Source organism: Verrucosispora sp. CNZ293 (assembly GCF_002754655.1).
In genome coordinates this window covers 1393222-1412258 of the sequence record NZ_PEFR01000001.1, presented here as the reverse complement: position 1 = coordinate 1412258, position 19037 = coordinate 1393222, and the positions used below count along the sequence as shown (strand labels likewise).

Annotated in this window: 21 protein-coding genes; 7 read left to right on the top strand and 14 right to left on the bottom strand. The window is 71.5% G+C overall.

All coding sequences use genetic code 11. The features are described from left to right. Positions 1-243: 243 nt before the first annotated feature. The 8 genes from CLT74_RS06425 to CLT74_RS06390 all read right to left on the bottom strand — a co-directional run bounded on the left by CLT74_RS06425 (position 244) and on the right by CLT74_RS06390 (position 7838). A complete protein-coding gene (locus tag CLT74_RS06425; protein WP_099845727.1) occupies positions 244-771 on the bottom strand; it encodes a gluconokinase in 528 nt (175 codons plus the stop codon). Further along, the gene (gene manD / locus CLT74_RS06420) at positions 761-1990 is read right to left on the bottom strand and encodes a D-mannonate dehydratase ManD (RefSeq protein ID WP_099845726.1); all 1230 of its coding nucleotides are present in this window, start codon (positions 1988-1990) and stop codon (positions 761-763) included. The genes CLT74_RS06425 and manD overlap by 11 nt, the downstream gene beginning before the upstream one ends. Before the next feature lie 28 nt (positions 1991-2018). Then, the gene (locus CLT74_RS06415) at positions 2019-2978 is read right to left on the bottom strand and encodes a sugar kinase (protein ID WP_099845725.1); all 960 of its coding nucleotides are present in this window, start codon (positions 2976-2978) and stop codon (positions 2019-2021) included. After that, on the bottom strand, positions 2975-3610 hold the full coding sequence (locus tag CLT74_RS06410) for a bifunctional 4-hydroxy-2-oxoglutarate aldolase/2-dehydro-3-deoxy-phosphogluconate aldolase (RefSeq protein ID WP_099845724.1): 636 nt from the start codon (positions 3608-3610) through the stop codon (positions 2975-2977). Before CLT74_RS06410 ends, CLT74_RS06415 begins: the two co-directional genes overlap by 4 nt. 2 nt (positions 3611-3612) lie before the next feature. Then, positions 3613-4761, bottom strand: a complete 1149-nt coding sequence (gene dgoD / locus CLT74_RS06405) for a galactonate dehydratase (RefSeq protein WP_099845723.1) — start codon at positions 4759-4761, stop codon at positions 3613-3615. Positions 4762-4768: 7 nt separating this feature from the next. After that, complete coding sequence (locus tag CLT74_RS06400) at positions 4769-5584, bottom strand: carbohydrate ABC transporter permease (protein WP_099851415.1); 816 nt, start codon at positions 5582-5584, stop codon at positions 4769-4771. Beyond that, positions 5581-6528 carry a carbohydrate ABC transporter permease gene (locus CLT74_RS06395; RefSeq protein ID WP_199172128.1) on the bottom strand — a complete coding sequence of 316 codons (948 nt, stop codon included), beginning with the start codon at positions 6526-6528 and terminating at the stop codon, positions 5581-5583. The genes CLT74_RS06400 and CLT74_RS06395 overlap by 4 nt, the downstream gene beginning before the upstream one ends. A gap of 71 nt (positions 6529-6599) precedes the next feature. After that, positions 6600-7838 carry an ABC transporter substrate-binding protein gene (locus CLT74_RS06390; RefSeq protein WP_486582046.1) on the bottom strand — a complete coding sequence of 413 codons (1239 nt, stop codon included), beginning with the start codon at positions 7836-7838 and terminating at the stop codon, positions 6600-6602. A 188-nt stretch (positions 7839-8026) separates the two neighbouring features. Between CLT74_RS06390 and CLT74_RS06385 the strand changes: the two genes are divergently transcribed. Next, positions 8027-8797, top strand: a complete 771-nt coding sequence (locus CLT74_RS06385; protein ID WP_486582044.1) for a FadR/GntR family transcriptional regulator — start codon at positions 8027-8029, stop codon at positions 8795-8797. Positions 8798-8956: 159 nt separating this feature from the next. On the opposite strand, the gene CLT74_RS06380 is transcribed toward CLT74_RS06385, so the two are convergent. Beyond that, positions 8957-9727, bottom strand: coding sequence for an aminoglycoside adenylyltransferase family protein (locus tag CLT74_RS06380; protein ID WP_099845719.1), 771 nt, complete (start codon positions 9725-9727; stop codon positions 8957-8959). Positions 9728-9822: 95 nt separating this feature from the next. Here CLT74_RS06380 and CLT74_RS06375 point away from each other — a divergent pair, with 95 nt between their 5' ends. Beyond that, positions 9823-10440 (top strand): CG0192-related protein, encoded by a 618-nt coding sequence (locus CLT74_RS06375; RefSeq protein WP_099851412.1) that lies wholly within the window; start codon positions 9823-9825, stop codon positions 10438-10440. A gap of 134 nt (positions 10441-10574) precedes the next feature. Here CLT74_RS06375 and sigJ read toward each other — a convergent pair whose 3' ends face one another. The 3 genes from sigJ to CLT74_RS06360 form a co-directional block, all read right to left on the bottom strand. Beyond that, positions 10575-11456 carry an RNA polymerase sigma factor SigJ gene (gene sigJ, locus CLT74_RS06370; protein WP_099845718.1) on the bottom strand — a complete coding sequence of 294 codons (882 nt, stop codon included), beginning with the start codon at positions 11454-11456 and terminating at the stop codon, positions 10575-10577. Between the two features lie 108 nt (positions 11457-11564). Next, on the bottom strand, positions 11565-12581 hold the full coding sequence (locus tag CLT74_RS06365) for a CehA/McbA family metallohydrolase (protein ID WP_199172127.1): 1017 nt from the start codon (positions 12579-12581) through the stop codon (positions 11565-11567). Further along, entirely contained in the window at positions 12574-13302 is a 729-nt protein-coding gene (locus CLT74_RS06360) for a CBS domain-containing protein (protein ID WP_099851406.1), read from the bottom strand. The genes CLT74_RS06365 and CLT74_RS06360 overlap by 8 nt, the downstream gene beginning before the upstream one ends. 182 nt (positions 13303-13484) lie before the next feature. Between CLT74_RS06360 and CLT74_RS06355 the strand changes: the two genes are divergently transcribed. From CLT74_RS06355 to CLT74_RS06340, 4 genes are read left to right on the top strand one after another with little or no spacing between them, the layout of a single operon-like run. Then, positions 13485-14543 (top strand): hypothetical protein, encoded by a 1059-nt coding sequence (locus CLT74_RS06355; RefSeq protein WP_486582041.1) that lies wholly within the window; start codon positions 13485-13487, stop codon positions 14541-14543. Next, positions 14540-14995: an ABA4-like family protein gene (locus CLT74_RS06350; RefSeq protein ID WP_099845717.1), complete on the top strand. Its 456-nt coding sequence runs from the start codon at positions 14540-14542 to the stop codon at positions 14993-14995. The genes CLT74_RS06355 and CLT74_RS06350 overlap by 4 nt, the downstream gene beginning before the upstream one ends. 4 nt (positions 14996-14999) lie before the next feature. After that, entirely contained in the window at positions 15000-16313 is a 1314-nt protein-coding gene (locus CLT74_RS06345; RefSeq protein ID WP_099845716.1) for a histidine kinase, read from the top strand. After that, on the top strand, positions 16310-16936 hold the full coding sequence (locus CLT74_RS06340) for a response regulator transcription factor (protein WP_099845715.1): 627 nt from the start codon (positions 16310-16312) through the stop codon (positions 16934-16936). The genes CLT74_RS06345 and CLT74_RS06340 overlap by 4 nt, the downstream gene beginning before the upstream one ends. A 24-nt stretch (positions 16937-16960) precedes the next feature. On the opposite strand, the gene CLT74_RS06335 is transcribed toward CLT74_RS06340, so the two are convergent. After that, a complete protein-coding gene (locus tag CLT74_RS06335) occupies positions 16961-17263 on the bottom strand; it encodes a MoaD/ThiS family protein (RefSeq protein ID WP_099845714.1) in 303 nt (100 codons plus the stop codon). Then, on the bottom strand, positions 17260-18375 hold the full coding sequence (locus tag CLT74_RS06330; RefSeq protein WP_099845713.1) for a sialidase family protein: 1116 nt from the start codon (positions 18373-18375) through the stop codon (positions 17260-17262). The genes CLT74_RS06335 and CLT74_RS06330 overlap by 4 nt, the downstream gene beginning before the upstream one ends. Positions 18376-18597: 222 nt before the next feature. Between CLT74_RS06330 and CLT74_RS06325 the strand changes: the two genes are divergently transcribed. Further along, entirely contained in the window at positions 18598-19023 is a 426-nt protein-coding gene (locus CLT74_RS06325) for a hypothetical protein (RefSeq protein ID WP_099845712.1), read from the top strand. Positions 19024-19037 lie beyond the last annotated feature (14 nt).

Below are 19037 nucleotides of genomic sequence, written 5' to 3'. Positions count from 1 at the left end.
CGCCAACCGTTCCCGGCCAACGCCCAGATGGTCACCCGCCACCCCACCCCGCACCCCGAAAACCCCCAAACCCACCACGCCACCCCACCCCCGTGCTACCCACCCCACCAGCCCCCGCGCAGCCCAGCCCAGCCCCGTCGATCTTGCACTTTTGGTCGGCGAATCACCCCGTTTCGCGGCCCTCGCCGGGACGAAAAGTGCAAGATCGACGCGGGCGGAGGGCGGAGGGCGGGGGGCTAGGGGTTAGGGGTGGGGTGGGAGGTTGAGGTGGTTGAGGGTTGTCGTGATCAGGTCTTGGGTGGGGAGTCGCAGGTCCAGGACGAGGGCCTGCTCGTCGGGGGCGAGCGGTTCCAGGGTGGCGGTCTGGGAATCGAGCAGGCTGGCCGGCATGTAGTGGCCCGAGCGCAGCGCCAGCCGCTCCCGGATGACCTCGGTCGGCCCGGCCAGGTGCACGAAGTCGACAGCCGGCGGCCCCTGCCGCAGCACGTCCCGGTAGGAGCGCCGTAGTGCCGAGCAGGCCAGCACCGTCGACACGCCCTCCCGGTGACGGGCGGTCATCCAGTCGGCCAGGGCACGCAGCCACGGCCAGCGGGCCGCGTCGTCCAGGGGTACGCCGGCCCGCATCCGGGCCACGTTGGCCGCCGAGTGGAACTCGTCGGCCTCGGCGAAGGTCAGTCCGGTGACGGCGGCGACTCCCCGGGCCACAGTCGTCTTCCCGGCACCTGACACACCCATCACCACCACGTGCCGGGTCGCCGGTTCACCAGTCATGGACGGTGCCGTCCTGCAGCCGGTTGAACGGCAGGTACGCCGGCTGGTACGGGAACCGGGCGGCCGCCTCCTCGTCCAGCTCGACGCCGATACCCGGCTGCTCCCCCGGGTGCAGGTAGCCGTCGGTGAAGCTGAACGACTGGCGGAACACCTCGTTGGTGAGCGGCCCGTGCCGCATGTACTCCTGGATGCCGAAGTTGTGGATGGCCAGGTCCAGGTGCAGGGCGGCGGCCATGCCGACGGGCGAGATGTCGGTCGGCCCGTGGATACCGGACTTGATCTGATACTGCGCGGCGAAGTCGAGCAGCTTGCGCATCGCGGTGATGCCACCGGTGTGGGTGACCGCCGAGCGCACGTAGTCGATCAACTGTTCCCGGATCAGGGTCTGGTAGTCCCAGACGGTGTTGAAGACCTCCCCGATGGCCAGCGGCGTGGTGGTGTGCTGGCGGACCAGCCGCAGCGCCTCCTGGTTCTCCGCCGGGGTGCAGTCCTCCAGCCAGAACAGGTCGTACGGTTCGAGGGCCTTGCCCAGCTTGGCCGCCTGGATCGGGGTCATCCGATGGTGGCCGTCGTGCAGCAGCGGCAGCTCCGGCCCGAACTCGTTGCGGACCGCCTCGAAGACGCCGGGCAGGTGACGCAGGTACGACCGGGTGTCCCAGTCCTCCTCGGCCGGCAGCGGGGTGCGCTGCGCCGGCTCGTAGTCGTACCGCTTGCCGTCGGTGCTGGGCTGCGCGGCGACCCCGTACACGGCGTTGATGCCGGGCACCGACGTCTGCACCCGGATCGACCGGTAGCCCTGGTCCAGGTGCGCCCGGATGGAGTCGAACAGCTCCGGCAGGTCCCGCCCGGAGGCGTGCCCGTACGCCATGATGCCGGTTCGGGACGCGCCGCCGAGCAGCTGGTAGAGCGGCATGCCGGCGGCCTTGGCCTTGATGTCCCAGAGCGCCACGTCGACCGCGGCGATGGCGGCCATGGTGACCGGCCCGCGCCGCCAGTACGCCGAGCGGTACAGGAACTGCCAGGCGTCCTCGATGCGGTGCGCGTCCCGCCCGATCAGCAGCGGCACGACGTGGTCACGCAGGTACGAGGCGACCGAGAGTTCCCGCCCGTTGAGGGTGCCGTCGCCCAGGCCGGTGATGCCATCCTCGGTTGTGATCTTCAAGGTGACGAAGTTGCGGTCCGGACTGGAGACGATGACGTCCGCAGCGACGATCTTCACGAGGGGTGCCTTTCTCGCAGGGTGTTGCTCAGCGAAGGGTGGTGCCGGCGGCGCTGCCGGTGATCAGGGACAACTCGTCGCGGCGGGGTAGGCCCTCCCAGTCGCCGTGGCCGGCGACCGCGAACGCCCCGAGCGCCACCGCACGCCGGAGCCGGTCGGTCAGGTCCAGCCCGTCGAGGTGCCCGGAAAGGTAGCCGGCGGTGAACGCGTCGCCCGCACCGACGGTGTCCACGGCGGTGACCGGCACCGCCGGGACCTGCTCCACCCCGTCGGTGGTCCAGGCGCGGGCGCCGTCGGCGCCGAGCTTGACCAGCACCGTCGACACGCCCCGCCGGAGCAGGTCGGTGGCGACGGCACGCTCGTCGGCCCCGGCCCCGGCGACCAGGTCCAGCTCGTCGGTGGAGGCGACGACGACCGAGGCGTACCCGGCCAGCGGGGTCAGCGTCGCCCGGGCGTCCGCCCGGGACCACAGGCCGGCCCGGTAGTTGACGTCCAGGCTGACCGGGATGCCGGACTCGACCGCCGCGCGTACCGCCCAGGTCACCGCGTCCCGCGCGCTGTCGGACAGGGCCGGGGTGATGCCGCTCAGGTGCAGCAGGCGGGCACCCGCGGCGAGCGGTGCGCGCAGGTCGTCGACGTCGAGCGCCGCCCCCGCCGATCCGGCCCGGTGGTAGCGCACCCGGGACACGTCGGCGGTCCGTCGCTCCAGGAACATCAGCCCGGCCGGGCGCTGCGGGTCCCGCCGCACGTCGGTGGTGTCGACGCCCTCGGCGCGCAGCTGCCGCAGCACGAACTCGCCAAGCTCGTCGTCGCTGACCCGGCCCGCCCAGGCCGCCCGGTGACCGAGCCGGGCCAGGCCGATCGCCACGTTGGACTCGGCGCCGGCCAGGTGCATGCTCAACGGCCCGCCGGCCGCCAGGGGACCGGAGGACCGCAGCGACACGAGCGCCTCGCCGACGGTGAGCAGATCCCGCTGCCGCTCGGTCATGGCAGTGCTCCCCGCACCGCGTCACGGTAGCGGCGGGCGCGGTCGCGCAACGCGTCGAGGTCGCCACCCGAGGCGGCGTCGCCCACCAGCGGGCCGCCGACGCCCACCGCGATCGCCCCCGCCGCCAGGTAGCCGGGCAGCTCGGCCAGACCCACCCCGCCGACCGCGACGAACGGGATGTCCGGGAACGGGTCACGGACCGCCCTGAGGTAGCCGGGGCCACCGACCGAGGCCGGGAAGAGCTTGACCACGCTCGCCCCGGACCGCACCGCCGCGTACGCCTCGGTGGGGGTGAGCGCGCCGGCCGCGACCGGCAGGTCCCGCCGGGCCGCCTCGGCTATCGACTCGACCACGGCGGGCGTCACCACGAACTGCGCGCCGGCCGCCGCCACGTCGGCCACGTCGGACCCGGTGAGCACCGTGCCGGCGCCGACGAGCGTGTCCGCCGGGGCGTCGGCCCGGATGGCCGCGATGGCGTCGAGCGCGCCCGGGGTGGTCAGCGCCACCTCCACCACGCGTACGCCCTCGGCCAGCAGGGCGGTGCCGGCGGCGATGGCGGCGGCGGTGTCGGTGCCCCGGATGATGGCCAACAGCCGGGTCTCGGCGAGTTCGGCGGCGAGATCCAGGTTCATGGTCACCACTCCGCGTACGAGCCGTCGGGATGCCGGAAGGTGGGGCTACGCCACGCGTGGCCGCGTTTGTCGGCCGCGCGTACCGCCTGCTCGTCGATCTCGATGCCCAGTCCCGGCGCGGTCAGGCGCTGCACATACCCGTCGACGAAGGCCAGCGGCTGCTGGTCGACGCAGTAGTCGAGCACCTCGGCGCCGAGGTTGTAGTGGATGCCGATGCTCTGTTCCTGGATCAGGTAGTTCGGGGTGGCGAAGCCGACCTGGAGGCAGGCGGCCAGCGCGATCGGTCCGAGCGGGCAGTGCGGGGCGAGCTGCACGTCGTACACCTCGGCCAGCGCGGCGATCTTGCGTACCTCGGTGATGCCGCCGGCGTGCGCGAGGTCCGGCTGGGCCACCGCGATGCCGGCCTGGAGCACCGGCAGGAACTCCTGCCGGCTGTAGAGCCGCTCCCCGGTCGAGACCGGAGTGGTGGTGGCCCGGACGAACTCGCCGATCAGGTGGGAGTTCTCCGGCACCACCGGCTCCTCCAGGAACAGCGGCCGGTACGGCTCCAGCAGCGGCGCGACCCGGCGGGCGTTGGCCAGGGTGAAGCGGCCGTGGAAGTCGACTGCCACGTCCCGGTGCTCACCGAGCACCTCCCGGGCGGCGGCGACCCGCCGTACCACCGCGTCGAGTTCGGCGACGGAGGCGAGCGGGCTCATCCGACCGGAGGCGTTCATCTTCACCGCGGTGAGACCGGCCTCCACCCGGGCCGCGATCTGGTCGCGGACCTCGTCGGGTTCGTCGCCGCCGACCCAGCCGTAGACCCGGATGCGGTCCCGCACCGGCCCGCCGAGCAGTTGGTGCACGGGTGCGCCGAACCGCTTGCCGGCGATGTCCCACAGCGCCTGGTCCAGGCCGGAGACGGCGCTGGCCAGGATCGGGCCGCCCCGGTAGAAGGACGCCTTGGTCAGCACCTGCCAGTGGTCCTCGATACGCAGCGCGTCCCGGCCGATCAGCAGCTCGCTGAGCTGCTCGACGGCGGTGCGTACGGTCTCGGAGCGGCCCTCGCAGGTCGCCTCGCCCCAACCGACGATGCCGTCGTCGGTCTCCACCCGGACGAAGAGCCAGCGGGGTGCCACGAGGAAGGTCTCGACGCGGGCAATGGTCGTCATGATCGCCTCAGCCCTTCGTCGCACCGGCGGTGAGGCCGGAGACGATGTACTTCTGCACGAACAACGCGATGACCATGATCGGCAGGGTGACCACCGTGGTCGCCGCCATCAGGCCGCCCCAGTCGATGCTGGCGTAGCCGACGAAGTCGAAGATCGCCACGGGCAGGGTCTTGGTGTCCGCGCCGGAGAGGACCAGGGCGAACATGAAGTTGTTCCAGGAGAAGATGAAGGACAGGATGCCGGCGGTGGCGATGCCCGGTACGGACAGCGGCAGCGTGATCCGGCGGAAGGCGCCGATGTGGGTGAGGCCGTCGACGAGCGCCGCCTCCTCCAACTCCTCCGGCAGGCCGTCGAAGAAGCCCATCATGATGTAGACGATCAGCGGCAGCGAGACGAACATGTGGCTCAGGATCAGCACGCTGAAGCCGCCGACCATGCGCAGGTTCGAGAAGACGTAGTACCAGGGCACCAGCAGCGAGACGCCGGGGATGACCCGGGCCATGAGCACCACGAGCGCCGACTTGCGCATGTTGAACCGGCTCATCGAGTACGCCGCCGGCACGCCCAGCAGCAACGACAGGGCCGTCGCCGCGAAGGCCACCCAGAGGCTGTTCACGATGAACTGCACGTAGTTGGCCTGTTGCAGCACCGTGCCGTAGTTGTCCAGGGTCGGCGTGAAGACCAGTGCCTTGGCGGAGTCGTAGATGTCGACGTTCGTCTTGAACGAGGCGGCGACCATCCAGATCAGCGGTGCCACCAGGGAGAGCACCACGACGACGAGCGCGATGGTGCGGAACACCTTGAACCCGGTGCGTGGCTTCATCGTCCGGCCCCCTTCCGGCGTGCGGTGAGCGCCCACATCGACGCGATGATGATCAGGAAGAACAGGATCAGCACCGTCGAGGAGAGGCCGTACTCGTTGTAGTCGAAGCTCAGTCCGTAGGCGTACACGTTCAGCGTCTCCACCTCGTGGAACGACCCACCGCCGCGGCCCTTCGTCGCGTAGAGGATGTCGAAGGTCTTCAGCGCGTCGATGCCGCGCAGCAGGATCGCCACGATCACGGTGGGCATCAGCAGCGGCAGGGTGACGTGCCGGAAGCGCTGCCAGGCGCTGGCGCCGTCGATCATCGCGGCCTCCTGCGGCTCGTCGGAGAGCGAGGTCAGTCCGGCGAGCAGGATCAGCACGACCATCGGCGTCCACTGCCAGATGTCGATGAAGATGGTGGTGGGCAGCGCGCTGTGCTGCCCGGCGAGCCACGGCTGCGGGCCGATGCCGACCCAGCCCAGCGCCTGGTTGGCCAGGCCGATGTTGGGGTCGAAGATGAGCCGCCACATCATGCCGACCGCGACCGGGGTGGCGACAAGCGGCAACAGGATGGCGACCCGGACCCACTTCTCGCCCCGGAACGGCCGCCACAGCAGCAGCGCGACAGCCATGCCCAGGACCACTTCGAAGAACAACGCGACCCCGGTGAACGCCCCGGTGCGCGCCACCGCGGGCCAGAACCGGTCGGTGTCGGTGAGCACCTCGACGTAGTTGCCGAAGCCGATGAACTCCGACTCGGCGCGGACGGAGCCCGCCGAGTCGGTGAGGCTGAGATAGACCGTCCAGGCGAGCGGAAAAATGATCAGCGCGGCGACGAAGGCCATGGCCGGGGCCGCGAAGAGCCACTTGCGATGGTCGTTGGCCCAACGCGCCCAGCCGGGCGTGTCGGGCGTGACGGAGGCGCCGCGGGGCGCCCTCTCGGGGGCGGTGACTGCTGGCATCGGATCTCCGTGGTGGACAGAGCCGGGCGGGGGTGGCGGGGTGGTCGACCCCGTCACCCCCGCGCTCGGGCTCAGCGGGCCTCGTCGTCCAGGAACTTCTGGAATCCCTCGTTCGCGGCGTCTGCCGAGGCAGCCGCGTCCTGGCCGGTGATGGCGTCGACGATCGGCTGCCCGACGATCTCCCGGGCCTGCGCCACCCGCTCGACCACCGGCCGGTCGTGGCCCACGCCGTTGGCCAGGCTCACGGTGATCGCGTCAGCCATGTCCTTCGGGTAGGTCGCGATGCCCTCCGGGTTCTCCCAGACGGAGGTACGGGCACCGGGCACGCCGGCCTTCTGCTGCGCCAGCGTCTGCTCCTTGCCGGCGGCCCACTCGATGAACTTCCAGGCGTTGCTCTGGTTCTCCGAGGCCTCGTTGACGGCCAGACCCCAGGAGGGGATGTTGTACGGCTTCGAACCGGCCGGCCCGGCGGGGAACGGCGCGAATCCGACGGTCTCGGAGACCTTCGACTTGGCCGGGTCGGTGGCGTTCTTGTAGAGCGAGTTCGCCTCGGTGTAGAAGGCGGCCTGCCCCTGCGTGAAGATCGCCATCGCCTCCGACCAGCTCATGTCGGTGCTGATGTTGGCCGGGCCGTGCTCGCGCAGCAGCCCGCCGTAGTAGGCGTACGCCTGCTTGGCGGCGTCGCTGTTGACGGCGGCCTTGCCGGACGCGTCGACGAAGTCGCCACCGAAGCTGTAGAGGAAGCTGGAGAACTGGGTGACCGCTGCCGCCTTGCCGGTCCGCGACACGAAGCCGGCGACGCCCGGGTTGTCCGCCTCGATCTTGGCCGCCTGGGCCTTCAGCTCGTCGAGGGTCTGCGGCGGCGCGGCGAAGCCGGACTTCTCCAGCAGGTCCTTGCGGTAGTAGAGCACCTGCTGCTCGGTGATGATCGGAATGCCGACCACCTTGTCCTCGTAGGTGGTCGCGCCCAGCGGCGTCTCCTGGAAGTCGTCCAGCCCGAAGTCGGCGCTCTCCTTGGCCTTGTCCGTCAGATCGGCCAGGTACTTGTTCTTGGCGAACAGCTGGCCCTCCTGCAACGGCCGGTACATCATCACGTCGATGTCGCGGGAGCCCGCGTTGAGCTTGACGTTGTACTGGTCCGAAAGCTGGTCCTCGCCGAGCTGGGTGACCTCGACCTTGAGCCCGGTCGCCTGCTCGAACTCCGGCAGCGCCTTCCGGATGTTCTCGGTCCAGACGTGGTTGACGAGCGTCACCCGCACCGTGTCCGAGGCTCCGCTGTCCTCACCGCCGCCGCAGGCGGACAGGGTCATTGCGGCCACCACCGCCAGAGATGTCCCAATCATTGATCGACGTCCCACGTCCGTCTCTCCTTCTGTCCTGGTCGGCGCATCGGGGGGACGAGCGCGACCTCGGCCGTTTACATCCGCTTAACGTCCGGATGCTAGGCCGAAAAAGCAGACTTAAACAAGTGGTAGACCTAACTGATATGATCCGAACCGTGGATCTGACCTCCTCCTCGGGGGCCGCGCCCGCCCAGACCGCCCCTGTCGAGGCCGGGCTGCACGGACGCGTCCTCGACCACCTCGGCACCGCCATCTGCGGCGGGGAAATCCCGCCCGGGGCGGTGCTCAACATCGACGAGCTGGTCGAGCGCTACGCGGTGTCCCGTTCGGTGATCCGCGAGGTGCTCCGGGTGCTCGCGTCGATGGGGTTCATCGAGACCCGACGGCGGGTCGGCGTCATGATCCGCCCGGCCGGCGCCTGGAACGTCTTCGACCCGCAGGTGATCCGCTGGCGGCTCGCCTCAGCCGGGCGCATCGCCCAGCTCCGCTCGATCACCGAGCTGCGTACCGCAGTCGAACCACACGCCGCCTGGCTCGCCGCGCACCGGGTCGACCACGACGAGGCGAGCGAACTGGTCGGCCTGGCCGCCAAGATGTGGGCCGCCGGCAAGGCCGGCGACGAGGAGCGCTTCCTCAGCCTGGACATCGAGTTCCACCGCCGGGTGCTCCGCGCCTCGGGCAACGAGATGTTCGTCAAGCTCCAGGACCTGGTGGCGGAGGTGCTCACCGGCCGCCACCACTACCACCTCATGCCCCACCACCCACACGAGCAGGCGTTGCAACTGCACGCCGACGTCGCCCAGTCGATCCAGCGCCGCGACGGCGACGGCGCCCGCCAGGCCATGAAGCAGATCATGGAGCACGCGTTCGACGAGATGGCCTCGATGTGGGAACAGGAGCGCACCCCCGAGCCACACCCCGCCTGACGCCGACCACCACCCCTGCACCGTCGTGTCCGATCCGGCCCCGCACGCCCCGCACCCCGGCATCGCACCCCGGCATCGCACCCCGGCGTCGTCGATCATGCAGGTGTGGCACCTGACAATCTGTGCATTCTTCCGATTACTCGTGCCACAACTGCATGATCAGCGAAGAGCCGGCGGTGCGGCCTGTTCGAGGTGGCGCAGCACCTCGTCGACGTGTGGGCGGACCTGGGCGCGCAGGGTCTCGCTCCAGCGTTCCTGCTCGTAACGGCAGTCCAGGTACAGCTGGCGGGCGTGGGCCAGGACCGGCCGGTGTTCCGGAGGCAGCCGGGCCAGGGCCCAGTCGGCTGCGGCGTCCTTGGCACGGATCCGCCCGGTGGCCACGGTGAACCAGACGCGGGCGAGGGTGAGCAGCACGTTGCGGGTGTCACCGTCGAGATCGGCGAGCAGGTCCGGTACGCCGGCCAGGCTCGCCCGCACCACATCGGCGCGGGGCACCGGCGCCAGCACCCGCGCCGGGGGTGGTCCGACGAGTGGATGGTCGCCGGTACGGGCCGCCGTGGCCAGCAACGCCAGGTCGGCCATGGTCTCCGGCTGCGGGACCGTGCCGGCCAGGTACGCCTCGCGCAACCACTCGCCGTACTGGAAGTCCACAGTCGGCGGGAAGCGCCACGGTCGTACCTCGGTGGCGACGACAACTGTCAGCTCGACCGGACGGGCCCGGTGCACCGCACCGGAGGTGGCCAGCAGCCCGTCGAGCAACAGCCGCCGCTCGCGGTCGGTCAGGCTCCGGGCGACGACGACGAGCGCGTCGATGTCGCTGGCGGGCCGCAGGCCGCCGAGCACGGCCGAGCCGTGCAGGTAGGCGCCGACGAGCCGGTCGCCGAGCACCGCCCCGACGAGTTCGGTGAGCTGCCGGATCTGGTCCGTCATCGGCCGAGTCTGCGCCCAGGCCGAGCGTCGACGCCACCGTTTTCCAGCCGGCCCGTGGGCGGCCGGCTGGTCCCGATGTGCGTACGATGCGGCACATGGCGTTGTTGCACCGAGCGGACATCCGTCCCACCAAACTGGAACTGTTGGCGACCTGGCTGCCGACCCGCGACTGGTACGAGGGCGGCGGCGACGTGACGCGCGTGGCCGCGTACCGGTTCGACGATCCGGCCGGGCAGGTGGGCATCGAGACGCTCCTGGTCCGGGGCGGTGACGGGCCGGTGCACCAGGTGCCGCTGACCTACCGTGGGGCGCCGTTGGACGGTGCCGACGACTGGCTGGTCGGCAGCACCGAGCACTCGGTGCTGGGCCGCCGCTGGGTCTACGACGCGGTGGGTGACCCGGTGTACGCGGCCGCCCTCGCCGCTGCCATCCTGGCCGGCACCGGGCAGGCCGAGGAGTACTTCGAGGTCGACGGCCGGCGGGAGGTGCGCGCGCCCAGCATGGACATCACAAGCGACGCCTCCGCCGCCGACGCACCCCAGGTCGGGGCGGTGCGTCAGGTGGTCGACGGCGACCCGACGCTCATCGTCACCGACGCCGTCGAGCTGGGGGTGATCCGCCGCCCCGGATCCACCGCCGCCCCGGCCGGCGCCACGCTCACCGGCACCTGGGACGACGTCCGCGCGCCACTGGCGTACGCCGCGCCGCGCTGATCCGCCGCCGGCGCAGCGACGGCTGCGCGCCCCACCCGGCCGTTCCTCCCCTTCCGGCCCGGCCGGTCGAGGTGCCGGGCCGTCGGAGCGCGGTGCCGGACGGACACCTCAGCCTGCCGGGTGCCGGGCAGCGATCACGTGAAGGCGGAGAGGTCGAACGTGGCCAGCCGATCTGGGTCGGCGATCACATCGATCTCGGCGATGCGCCCGTCACGGACACTGAACGCCATCACCGACAACGGGCGACCCGACGCCACGACGACCACCCCGGCAGCACCGTTGATCACCGCGTGGCGGGCGAACGGCGAGAACCGGCCGAACGTCGGGGCCTGGGCGGCCACCGCCCGCGCGCTGGTGATCACGGTGGTGTGGCGGGCACGGGTGGCGCCGCCGTCGGACCGCAGCACCACGTCCGGATGCAGCACGGCGACGAGCCCTTCGATGTCACCGTCGCGGGCGGCGGCGAGGAACGCGGTGACGACCACGCGCTGACGGGCCAGGTCGGTGTCGGCCGGCGGCGCCTGGCCGCGTACCCGACGGCGGGCCCGGCTGGCCAACTGTCGGGTGGTGGCCGGCGTCCTGTCGATCATCGAGGCGATCTCGTCGAAGGGCACCCCGAACATGTCGTGCAGGACGAACGCGAGGCGTTCGGCGGGGCCCAGCGTGTCGAGCACCACCAGCAGCGCCAGTCCCACCGAGTCGGCGAGCACGGCGGCGTGCTCGGGATCGTCGGGTCCGGCGGGCGTGATCATCGGGTCGGGTACCCGGATGTCCAACGGCTCCTCGCGCCGCCGCTGCCGGGTACGCAGGATGTTCAGGCACACCCGAGCGACGACAGTGGTCAGCCAGGCGGCGAGATTGTCCACCTCATCGGAGTCGGTACGGGACAGCCGAAGCCACGTCTCCTGCACCGCGTCCTCCGCCTCGCCGAGCGACCCGAGCATCCGGTAGGCCACCGCATGCAGGTACGGCCGCTGCTGCTCGAACCGCTCGGCCAACCAGGCGGACTCCCCCATTGCCACTCCCCTTCCCCTGAACCCCTCACCCCCTCGACCCCGGGCGGCCCCTGGATGTGACCGGGCCGCGCTGCCCGGCGTCGGCGACGCCGCGCCACCTGACACCGGTCAGGCCAGGATCACGGGGTTGGTCAGGGCCGCCATCTGCCGGTCCGGATGGCGCACCTCGGCCCGGACGTAGCCGCCGTCCCGCGCTGTGGTGCGCCAACGGATCGTGCCCGCGCCGTCCTCGGGCAGTCGCTCGCGGAGCACGGTGCCGCGTTCGGTGTGCAGGCTGACGGTGCCGGACGGCACCCCGGCCACCCGCACCCGTACCTCGATCGGTTCGCCGCCGGAGTCCAGGCGCTCACCGACACCGACAGCACGGTCACCTGTCGCGGCGGTGAGTTCCAGGTCGACGGCGGTGGAGCCGGCGATCCAGCTCCGGCCGGCCCGCAGGCCGGCGAGGACCGCGTCGACGCTCAGCTCCTCGGCGTGGACCACTGTGTGCGGCGTGCCGAGCTGACCGGCGAGGTGGGCGTCGCTGTTGCCGACCGCCGGCCACCACCGTCCCTGATGGATGTCGTGGCCGAGGTTGCGCCCCCACTCGGCCAGCGCCGCCTCGTTGTCGGCGTTCCACGGCAGGTTCGAGCGCCACTGTCCGTTCCACACCTCCACCGCGTCGAAGCACCGGTACGGGTAGGCCAGGGTCCCGGACTCGTACGGCGCGTACGGGTGCGCGGCCACGCAGAGCCCGCCTGATGCGCGTACCCGGGCCAGCTGCCGGTCGATGGCGTCGTCGCGCACGCCGTACCGCCACTCGACCTGGTGTCCCGGTGCCAGGCCGAGGGCGAGCCAGTGCCCGGTGTGGGTGGTGACCTCCTGGCCGAGGATCACCAGCAGGTCGTCGCCCGCATACCGGCTCCAGTCACCGTGCCCGGCCGAGGTGTTGTGCTCGGTGGTGGCGACGAAGTGCAGCCCTACCTGGCGGGCGGCGGCGGCGAGCTGCGCCGGGGTGAGTTCACCACCTGCGGAGAGCACCGTGTGCAGGTGGACGTCACCCCGGTACCAGCCGGGTCCCCGGCCCGCCACCTGCCGGGCCGGGTACTCCGGCGGCTCGGAATGCCGGAGTCGGTCGTCAGTCACGCGAGGGTCGCATGAGGCGTTCGGCGGTGCCGAAAGCGTAGCCCCGCGAGTCGATCAGCTCGGCGTCGTCGCGCTCCCAGGCCAACCTGTCGATCACCTCGACAACGCCGGCGCGCCGGGCCGTGTGATCGGCCACGATGCCGGCGAGGCTGCGACTCTCGACGGTGCCCGACACCGTCACCACGCCGTCCACCACGTCGACGGTCACGGTGTTCGGGTCGATCCACAGGCTGCGGAGGACGTTGTCGACGACGTCGGCGCTGATCTCCGCGTCCGGCCGGGTGTGGATGCGCAACAGGTCCCGCCGTGACACGATTCCAACGAGTCGCCGGTCGGTGTCCACGACCGGCATCCGCTTGACCTGTTCGGCCTCCAGGCGCCGAGCCGCCGCCGCCACCGACGCCGTCGGCTCGACCACGACCGCCGGCGCGGTCATCAGGTCGGCGGCGACAGTTGCCTGCGCCTTGGCCGCCACTCGGCGGACGCCGATGATCCGGCGGTGCCGCTCCTCCCCCGCGGCCTCGATCTTGTGCAACAGGTCGGCCTCGGACACCACGCCGAGGACGTGGCCCGCCGCGTCCACCACGGGTGCCGCGCTCACGCCGCTGCCCACCAGCGCGTCGACCACCTCGCGGTACGAGGTGTCGGGCCGCACCGACAGGACGTCGCGGGTCATCACGTCGCCGACCGTCCAGTGCGTCTTCTTCTTCAGGGTGGTCATGATCGCCTCCTTACCCCGCCAGGCTGCCACCGCGCCTGCGCCACCGACAGAGGCGTAGGGCCCTGCTCGCAGGGGCGGTTACCGGTCTCCTACCCAGGGAGGAGACGGCCACCCACCACCGGCCGTGATCGGGGCCTGAGGTCGGGCGACGGCCGGCCGTACGCCGACAAGCATCTACAGGCATGACTGACAACCTGTCGCGGCGGGCGTACCGGCACCGCCCCCTGATGGTCTTCGTGGCGGCGATGGCGGTGCTCGCCGTCGTCTGCGCGGTCGGCATCGTCGCCGACCAGCGGGTCCTGACCGGCGCGCCGATCTGGCTCAAGCCGTTCAAGTTCTCGGTGTCCTTCGTGCTGTACGGCGGCACCCTGGTCTGGCTGCTCTCCCTGCTGCGTCGTCGCAGCCGGATCGCGGAGTGGGCGGTCACCGTGGTGGTCGCCATGGGTGTGGTGGAGATGAGCATCATCGTCGGGCAGGTGGTACGCGGCACCACCAGCCACTACAACGAGACCACCCCGTTCAACGCCGTACTGTGGCAGCTGATGGGTGCGGCGATCATGGTGTTGTTCGTCGCGCACGTCGCCATCGGCGTCGCGGTGCTGCGGCAGCCGATCGCCGACCGGGCCGGCCGGTACGCGATAGGTCTGGGGCTCGCGTTGGCCGCGCTCGGCATGCTGGTGGCGGTACCGATGACGATGCCGGATCAGGCTCCCGTCATGGAGGGCATCGCCGGGGCGCACAGTGTCGGCGTGGCCGACGGTGGGCCTGGGCTGCCGCTTGTCGGCTGGAGCACGACAGGTGGAGACCTGCGGATCGGGCACTTCGTCGGGCTGCACGGGATGCAGGTGCTGCCGATCCTGGCGTTGCTGCTGAGCCGGTTCGCCGGTGGCTGGCTGGACGGGCGTACGCGGGCGCGGCTGCTGCTCGTTGTCGGTGTCGGCTACGGCGCTTCGACAGTTCTGCTGACCTGGCAGGCGCTGCGCGGGCAGCCGCTGCTGCGCCCGGACACGCTCACCCTGGCCGCCGTCGCGGGGCTGGCGGTCGTGACGGTCGCGGCTGCCGGCGGTGTGCTGGCAGGACGTCGGGTGCCGACGACCGGAGCCGAACACCCGGCGGCGCCGGACGGCCAGCACCAGTCGGGCACGGGTGAGCAGCGATCGGCGGGTCCGGCGGTGGCGCGGTCAGCGGGACCACACGGCGACGGGGTCGAGGGTGACGCGCGGGCGGAGGTGACCGCGTGAGCGCCACGTTGTTCACGCTTACCTTCGCGGTCGCGGCACCCTTCTGGGCGCTGATGATCCTGCTGCCGAACTGGACGGTCACCCAGCGGATCATCCGGTCGCCGCTGATCGTGATGCCGGTCGTGGTGATCTACGCGATCCTGGTGGTTTCGGCGTTCGGTGAGGTCCTGCCGGCAGTGGTAAACCCCACCCTGGACGGCGTACGGGAGTTGCTCAGCGGTGCCGACGGCGCGGCGGCGGCCTGGGCGCACATGATCGCCTTCGACCTGTTCGTCGGTCGTTGGGCCTGGCTCGACAGTCGGGAACGGGCGGTCCCGTCGCTGGTGATGGCGCCGGTGCTGCTCCTGACGATCCTGCTGGGTCCGCTCGGCCTGGCGGCCTATCTGGTCGTTCGCACCAGATGGGCCGGCCCGTCGGCCACTTCTGGCCTCGACGAGCAGCGCCTAGGCTGAGGCCGTGGGCTGGTTGGGGCGGCTGTTCGACGCGCGCGACAGCCTCGCGCGGATGGTGCTGCTCATCCTGTCGGGCCTGGGCTATCTGCTCGTCGGCGCCCCGGTCGCGCCGACGAACACCCAGTTGATCCTCGCGGTGCTCGCCTTCGCGGCCGGGTTGTCGCTGCACCACCGGCCACATGTCAACCTGCCGGTACAGGCCGTGCTGCTGGCGGTGGCGATCTGGCTGGTCGACGACTTCATGATCAACCAGGTGGGTGCCAGCTGGGCGCTGCTCGAACTGACGATGGCCGCCCGCCGGGGCCGGACCATCTGGCTGGCGGCGGGGCTGCTGGCCATTGTCGACCTGACCGACTCGATAGGTGATCCGCTGCCGCGTCTGCTCTCCGGTGTGTTCGGGCTGCTCCCGGAGGTCGGCGTACCGCTGCTGCTCGGGCTGGTCATCCGGACCACCCGGGAACTCGGGCAGCAGTCGCGGCGGCGGGCCGAGGAGGAGCAGCGGCGACGCGAGTCGGAGAGTCGGGCCGCGCGGGCCGACGAGCGCAGCGCCATCGCCCGGGAACTGCACGACGTGGTCGCACACCACGTGGCGTCGATGGTGCTGCGCGTCGGGGTGGCCCGGCACGTACTGACCGACCTGGACCCCCGGGTGAGCGCGGTCTTCGACGACGTGCACGGCACCGGCGCCGCCGCCCTCGCCGACCTGCGCCGGCTGGTCGCGGTGCTGCGCGACCCCGACGGCGTACGCGGGGACGCCGCGCTCACCGCCATCGAACCGTCCGCGCTGCCGGCCGCGCTCGGCGGCGCGGTGGACCGGGCCCGCCAGGCGGGTGTCACGGTGGTCGCCGACATCGACCCGACGGTCGGCACCCTCGACGCGGTACGCGGCCTCGCGGTGCTGCGGCTCAGCCAGGAGGCGTTGACGAACGTGGCGAAGCACGCCGGTGCGGACGCGGTGGCGCACCTGTCGGTGAGCGTGGTCGACGGGGCGGTCCACTGGGAGGTGACCGACGACGGGCGTGGCTGGCTGCCGGTCACCGTGCCGGCCGGTGGTGGTCACGGCATCACCGGCATGCGGGAACGGGTGGAGGTGCTCGGCGGCCGGTTGACCGCCGGCCCGACCGGCACGGGGTGGCGGGTCGCCACCGTGCTGCCCGCCGGCCACCGGGTGGCCCGGACGCCTCCCTCGGCACCGACGATCGGCGGCAGTCCGGTCCCGCCGTCGGGGTCGGACGCCCCGGCCGGCCTGCCGGAGACGGCACCGGCGGCCGTGCCGGATCAGACCCGTGCCGGCCGCCGTACGACGGAGCGCGCGTGATCCGGGTGCTGCTGGTCGACGACCAGCACCTCATCCGGGCCGGTCTGCGCATGCTCTGCGAGGCCCAGCCCGACATCGAGGTCGTCGGCGAGGCCGACAACGGCCGCGACGCCATCGCCCTGGCCGCCCGGCTGGTACCCGACGTCGTGGTGATGGACCTGCGCATGCCGGGCGTCGACGGAATCTCCGCGACCACCCGGATCCTCGCCGACCGGCCCGGTGCCCGCGTCCTGGTGCTCACCACGTTCGGCGACGACGACCACCTCTACCCGGCGTTGACGGCCGGTGCCTGCGGGTTCCTGCTCAAGGACGCACCGCCGACCGATCTGCTGGACGGGGTGCGCCGCGCCGCAGCCGGCGACAGCCCGTTCAGCCAGGAGGTGCTGCGGCGGCTGGTGGACCGCGCAGTGCACGCCCGGACCGGGACGCCGTCGCCGGTCGCCGGGCTGACCGCCCGGGAGCAGCAGGTGCTGGACCTGGTCGCCGACGGCCTGTCCAACGGTGAGATCGCCGAACGGCTCCACATCGGCGTCACCACCGTCAAGTCCCACATCACCAGCCTGATGACCAAGACGGACAGCCCCAACCGGGTGCGTCTGGCGCTGTTCGCCCGGGGCGTCTGACCGCGCCCACCGCCCCGCGGCGCGCTATCCGCCGGCCATCGCGCCGAGGACGATGAACGGCTCCTCACCGGCGGCGACCCGGTCGGGCAGGGGCGTGTCGGGTGAGTTGTTGGACAGGTCCTCCTCGCAGGCGTAGAAGCGGACGAAGGCGCGGCGCGTGCCGCTGTGCCGGTCCCGGATGGTGCCGAGAAGCATCGGGTAGCGGGCCTCGATGGCGTCGAGCACCAGGCGCTGGGTGGCCGGCCCGGGGCCGGCCACCTCGACACGCACCTCACCGGTCACCCCGGCGAGGGTCTTCAGGTGGGCCGGGAGGACGACCCGGATCACGGCAGCACCTGGACTTCCACCGAGAGCACTGGCGGCAGGTCCCGGACGATCGGCGCCCAGCTGTCGCCGCCGTCGGCGGAGCGGTAGACCTGGCCACCGGAGGTGCCGAAGTAGATGCCGCAGGGGTCGAGCGTGTCGACGGCCATCGCGTCGCGCAGGACGTTGACGTAGCAGTCCGCCTGCGGCAGCCCGTCGGTCAGCGGCTCCCACTCGTCGCCGCCGGTCCGGCTGCGGTAGACGCGCAACCGGCCCTCCGGCGGGTAGTGCTCGGAGTCGCTCTTGATCGGCACCACGTAGATGGTTTCCGGCTCGTGGGCGTGCACCGCGATCGGGAAGCCGAAGTCGGACGGCAGGTTGCCGCTGACCTCGCGCCAGTTCGCCCCGGCGTCGTCGCTTCGCATGACGTCCCAGTGCTTCTGCATGAACAGGGTGTCGGGGCGCGACGGGTGCTGGGTGATGTGGTGCACGCAGTGGCCGACCTCGGAGTCCTGGTCGGGAATCTCCCCCGAGCGCAGCCCCTTGTTGATCGGCAGCCAGCTGGTGCCGCCGTCGTCGCTGCGGAACGCGCCGGCCGCCGAGATGGCGGTGTAGATCCGGCCCTGGTGGACCGGGTCCAGGATGATCGTGTGCAGGCAGAGGCCGCCCGCGCCGGGTTGCCAGGACGGCCCGCTCGGGTGGGTGCGCAGCGCGGTCAGCTCGGTCCACTTGCCGCCGCCGTCGTTTGACACGTAGAGCGCCGCGTCCTCAGCGCCCGCGTAGACGGTGTCCGGGTCGTCGCGGGACGGTTCGAGGTGCCAGATGCGCTTGAACTCCCACGGCCGCGGGGTTCCGTCGTACCAGAGGTGGTCGCCGACGTCGCCGGCGTAGGCGAAGTCGTTGTCGACTGTGCTCCAGGTCCGCCCGCCGTCGTCGGAGCGCTGGATCAGCTGCCCGAACCAGCCGCCGGACTGGGAGGCGTAGAGCCGGTCCGGGGCGGCCGGCGACCCGGTGAGGTGGTAGATCTCCCAGCCGCCGAAGTGCGGCCCGTCGACAGTCCAGCTGTCGCGTCTGCCGTCGGCGGTCAGGATGAACGCGCCCTTGCGCGTCCCCACCAGCACGCGTACACCACTCATATTGGTTCCTCTCGCTTTCGTCGGGGCTCCGCGGCCCCGACATGGATCGGTCCTGGTCGGTCTACTCCCCAGGTACGACGAATTGGCATCAGCGAAACGGACAGCAACCGGCACCTGTCAGAATCACACGGCTTCTGTCGGATGCCCGTCACATCCGGCCCTGACCCGTATCCCGCCGTGGCGGCCCTTGCACCGCGTAGTGCCACCGACCACGATGGGATCATGATCGATGGATTGATCTTGCAGGTCGCGTCGGACGGGCCGGTCAGCGACGAGGAACTGGCCGAGCAGGCACGCCACCTCAAGGACCACCTGAACCAGCTTCCGGGTGTCGAGGCCAACGAGTTGACAGCTGAGGCCGCGCCGGGCACCCGGGACACCGCGAGCTACATCTTCGGGATGATCGCCCTCGCCGTGTTCACCGTGCCGACGGTCAAGCGGGCGGCGGCGGACATCCGGCACCTGGCCGAGGTCATCAAGCGCTTTCAGGAACGTAACAAGGGCAAGCGGCTACGCATGACCCTCCCCGACGGCACCGAGATCGACGTCCGGGACGTGTCGGAGAAGACCCTGGCCGAGCTGATCAAGTCGGTGTCGGTGCCCCGGCAGGGTACGGCGGCCGTACCCGAGAAGGTCGACGGTGACTGACCGGGCGGGGTCAC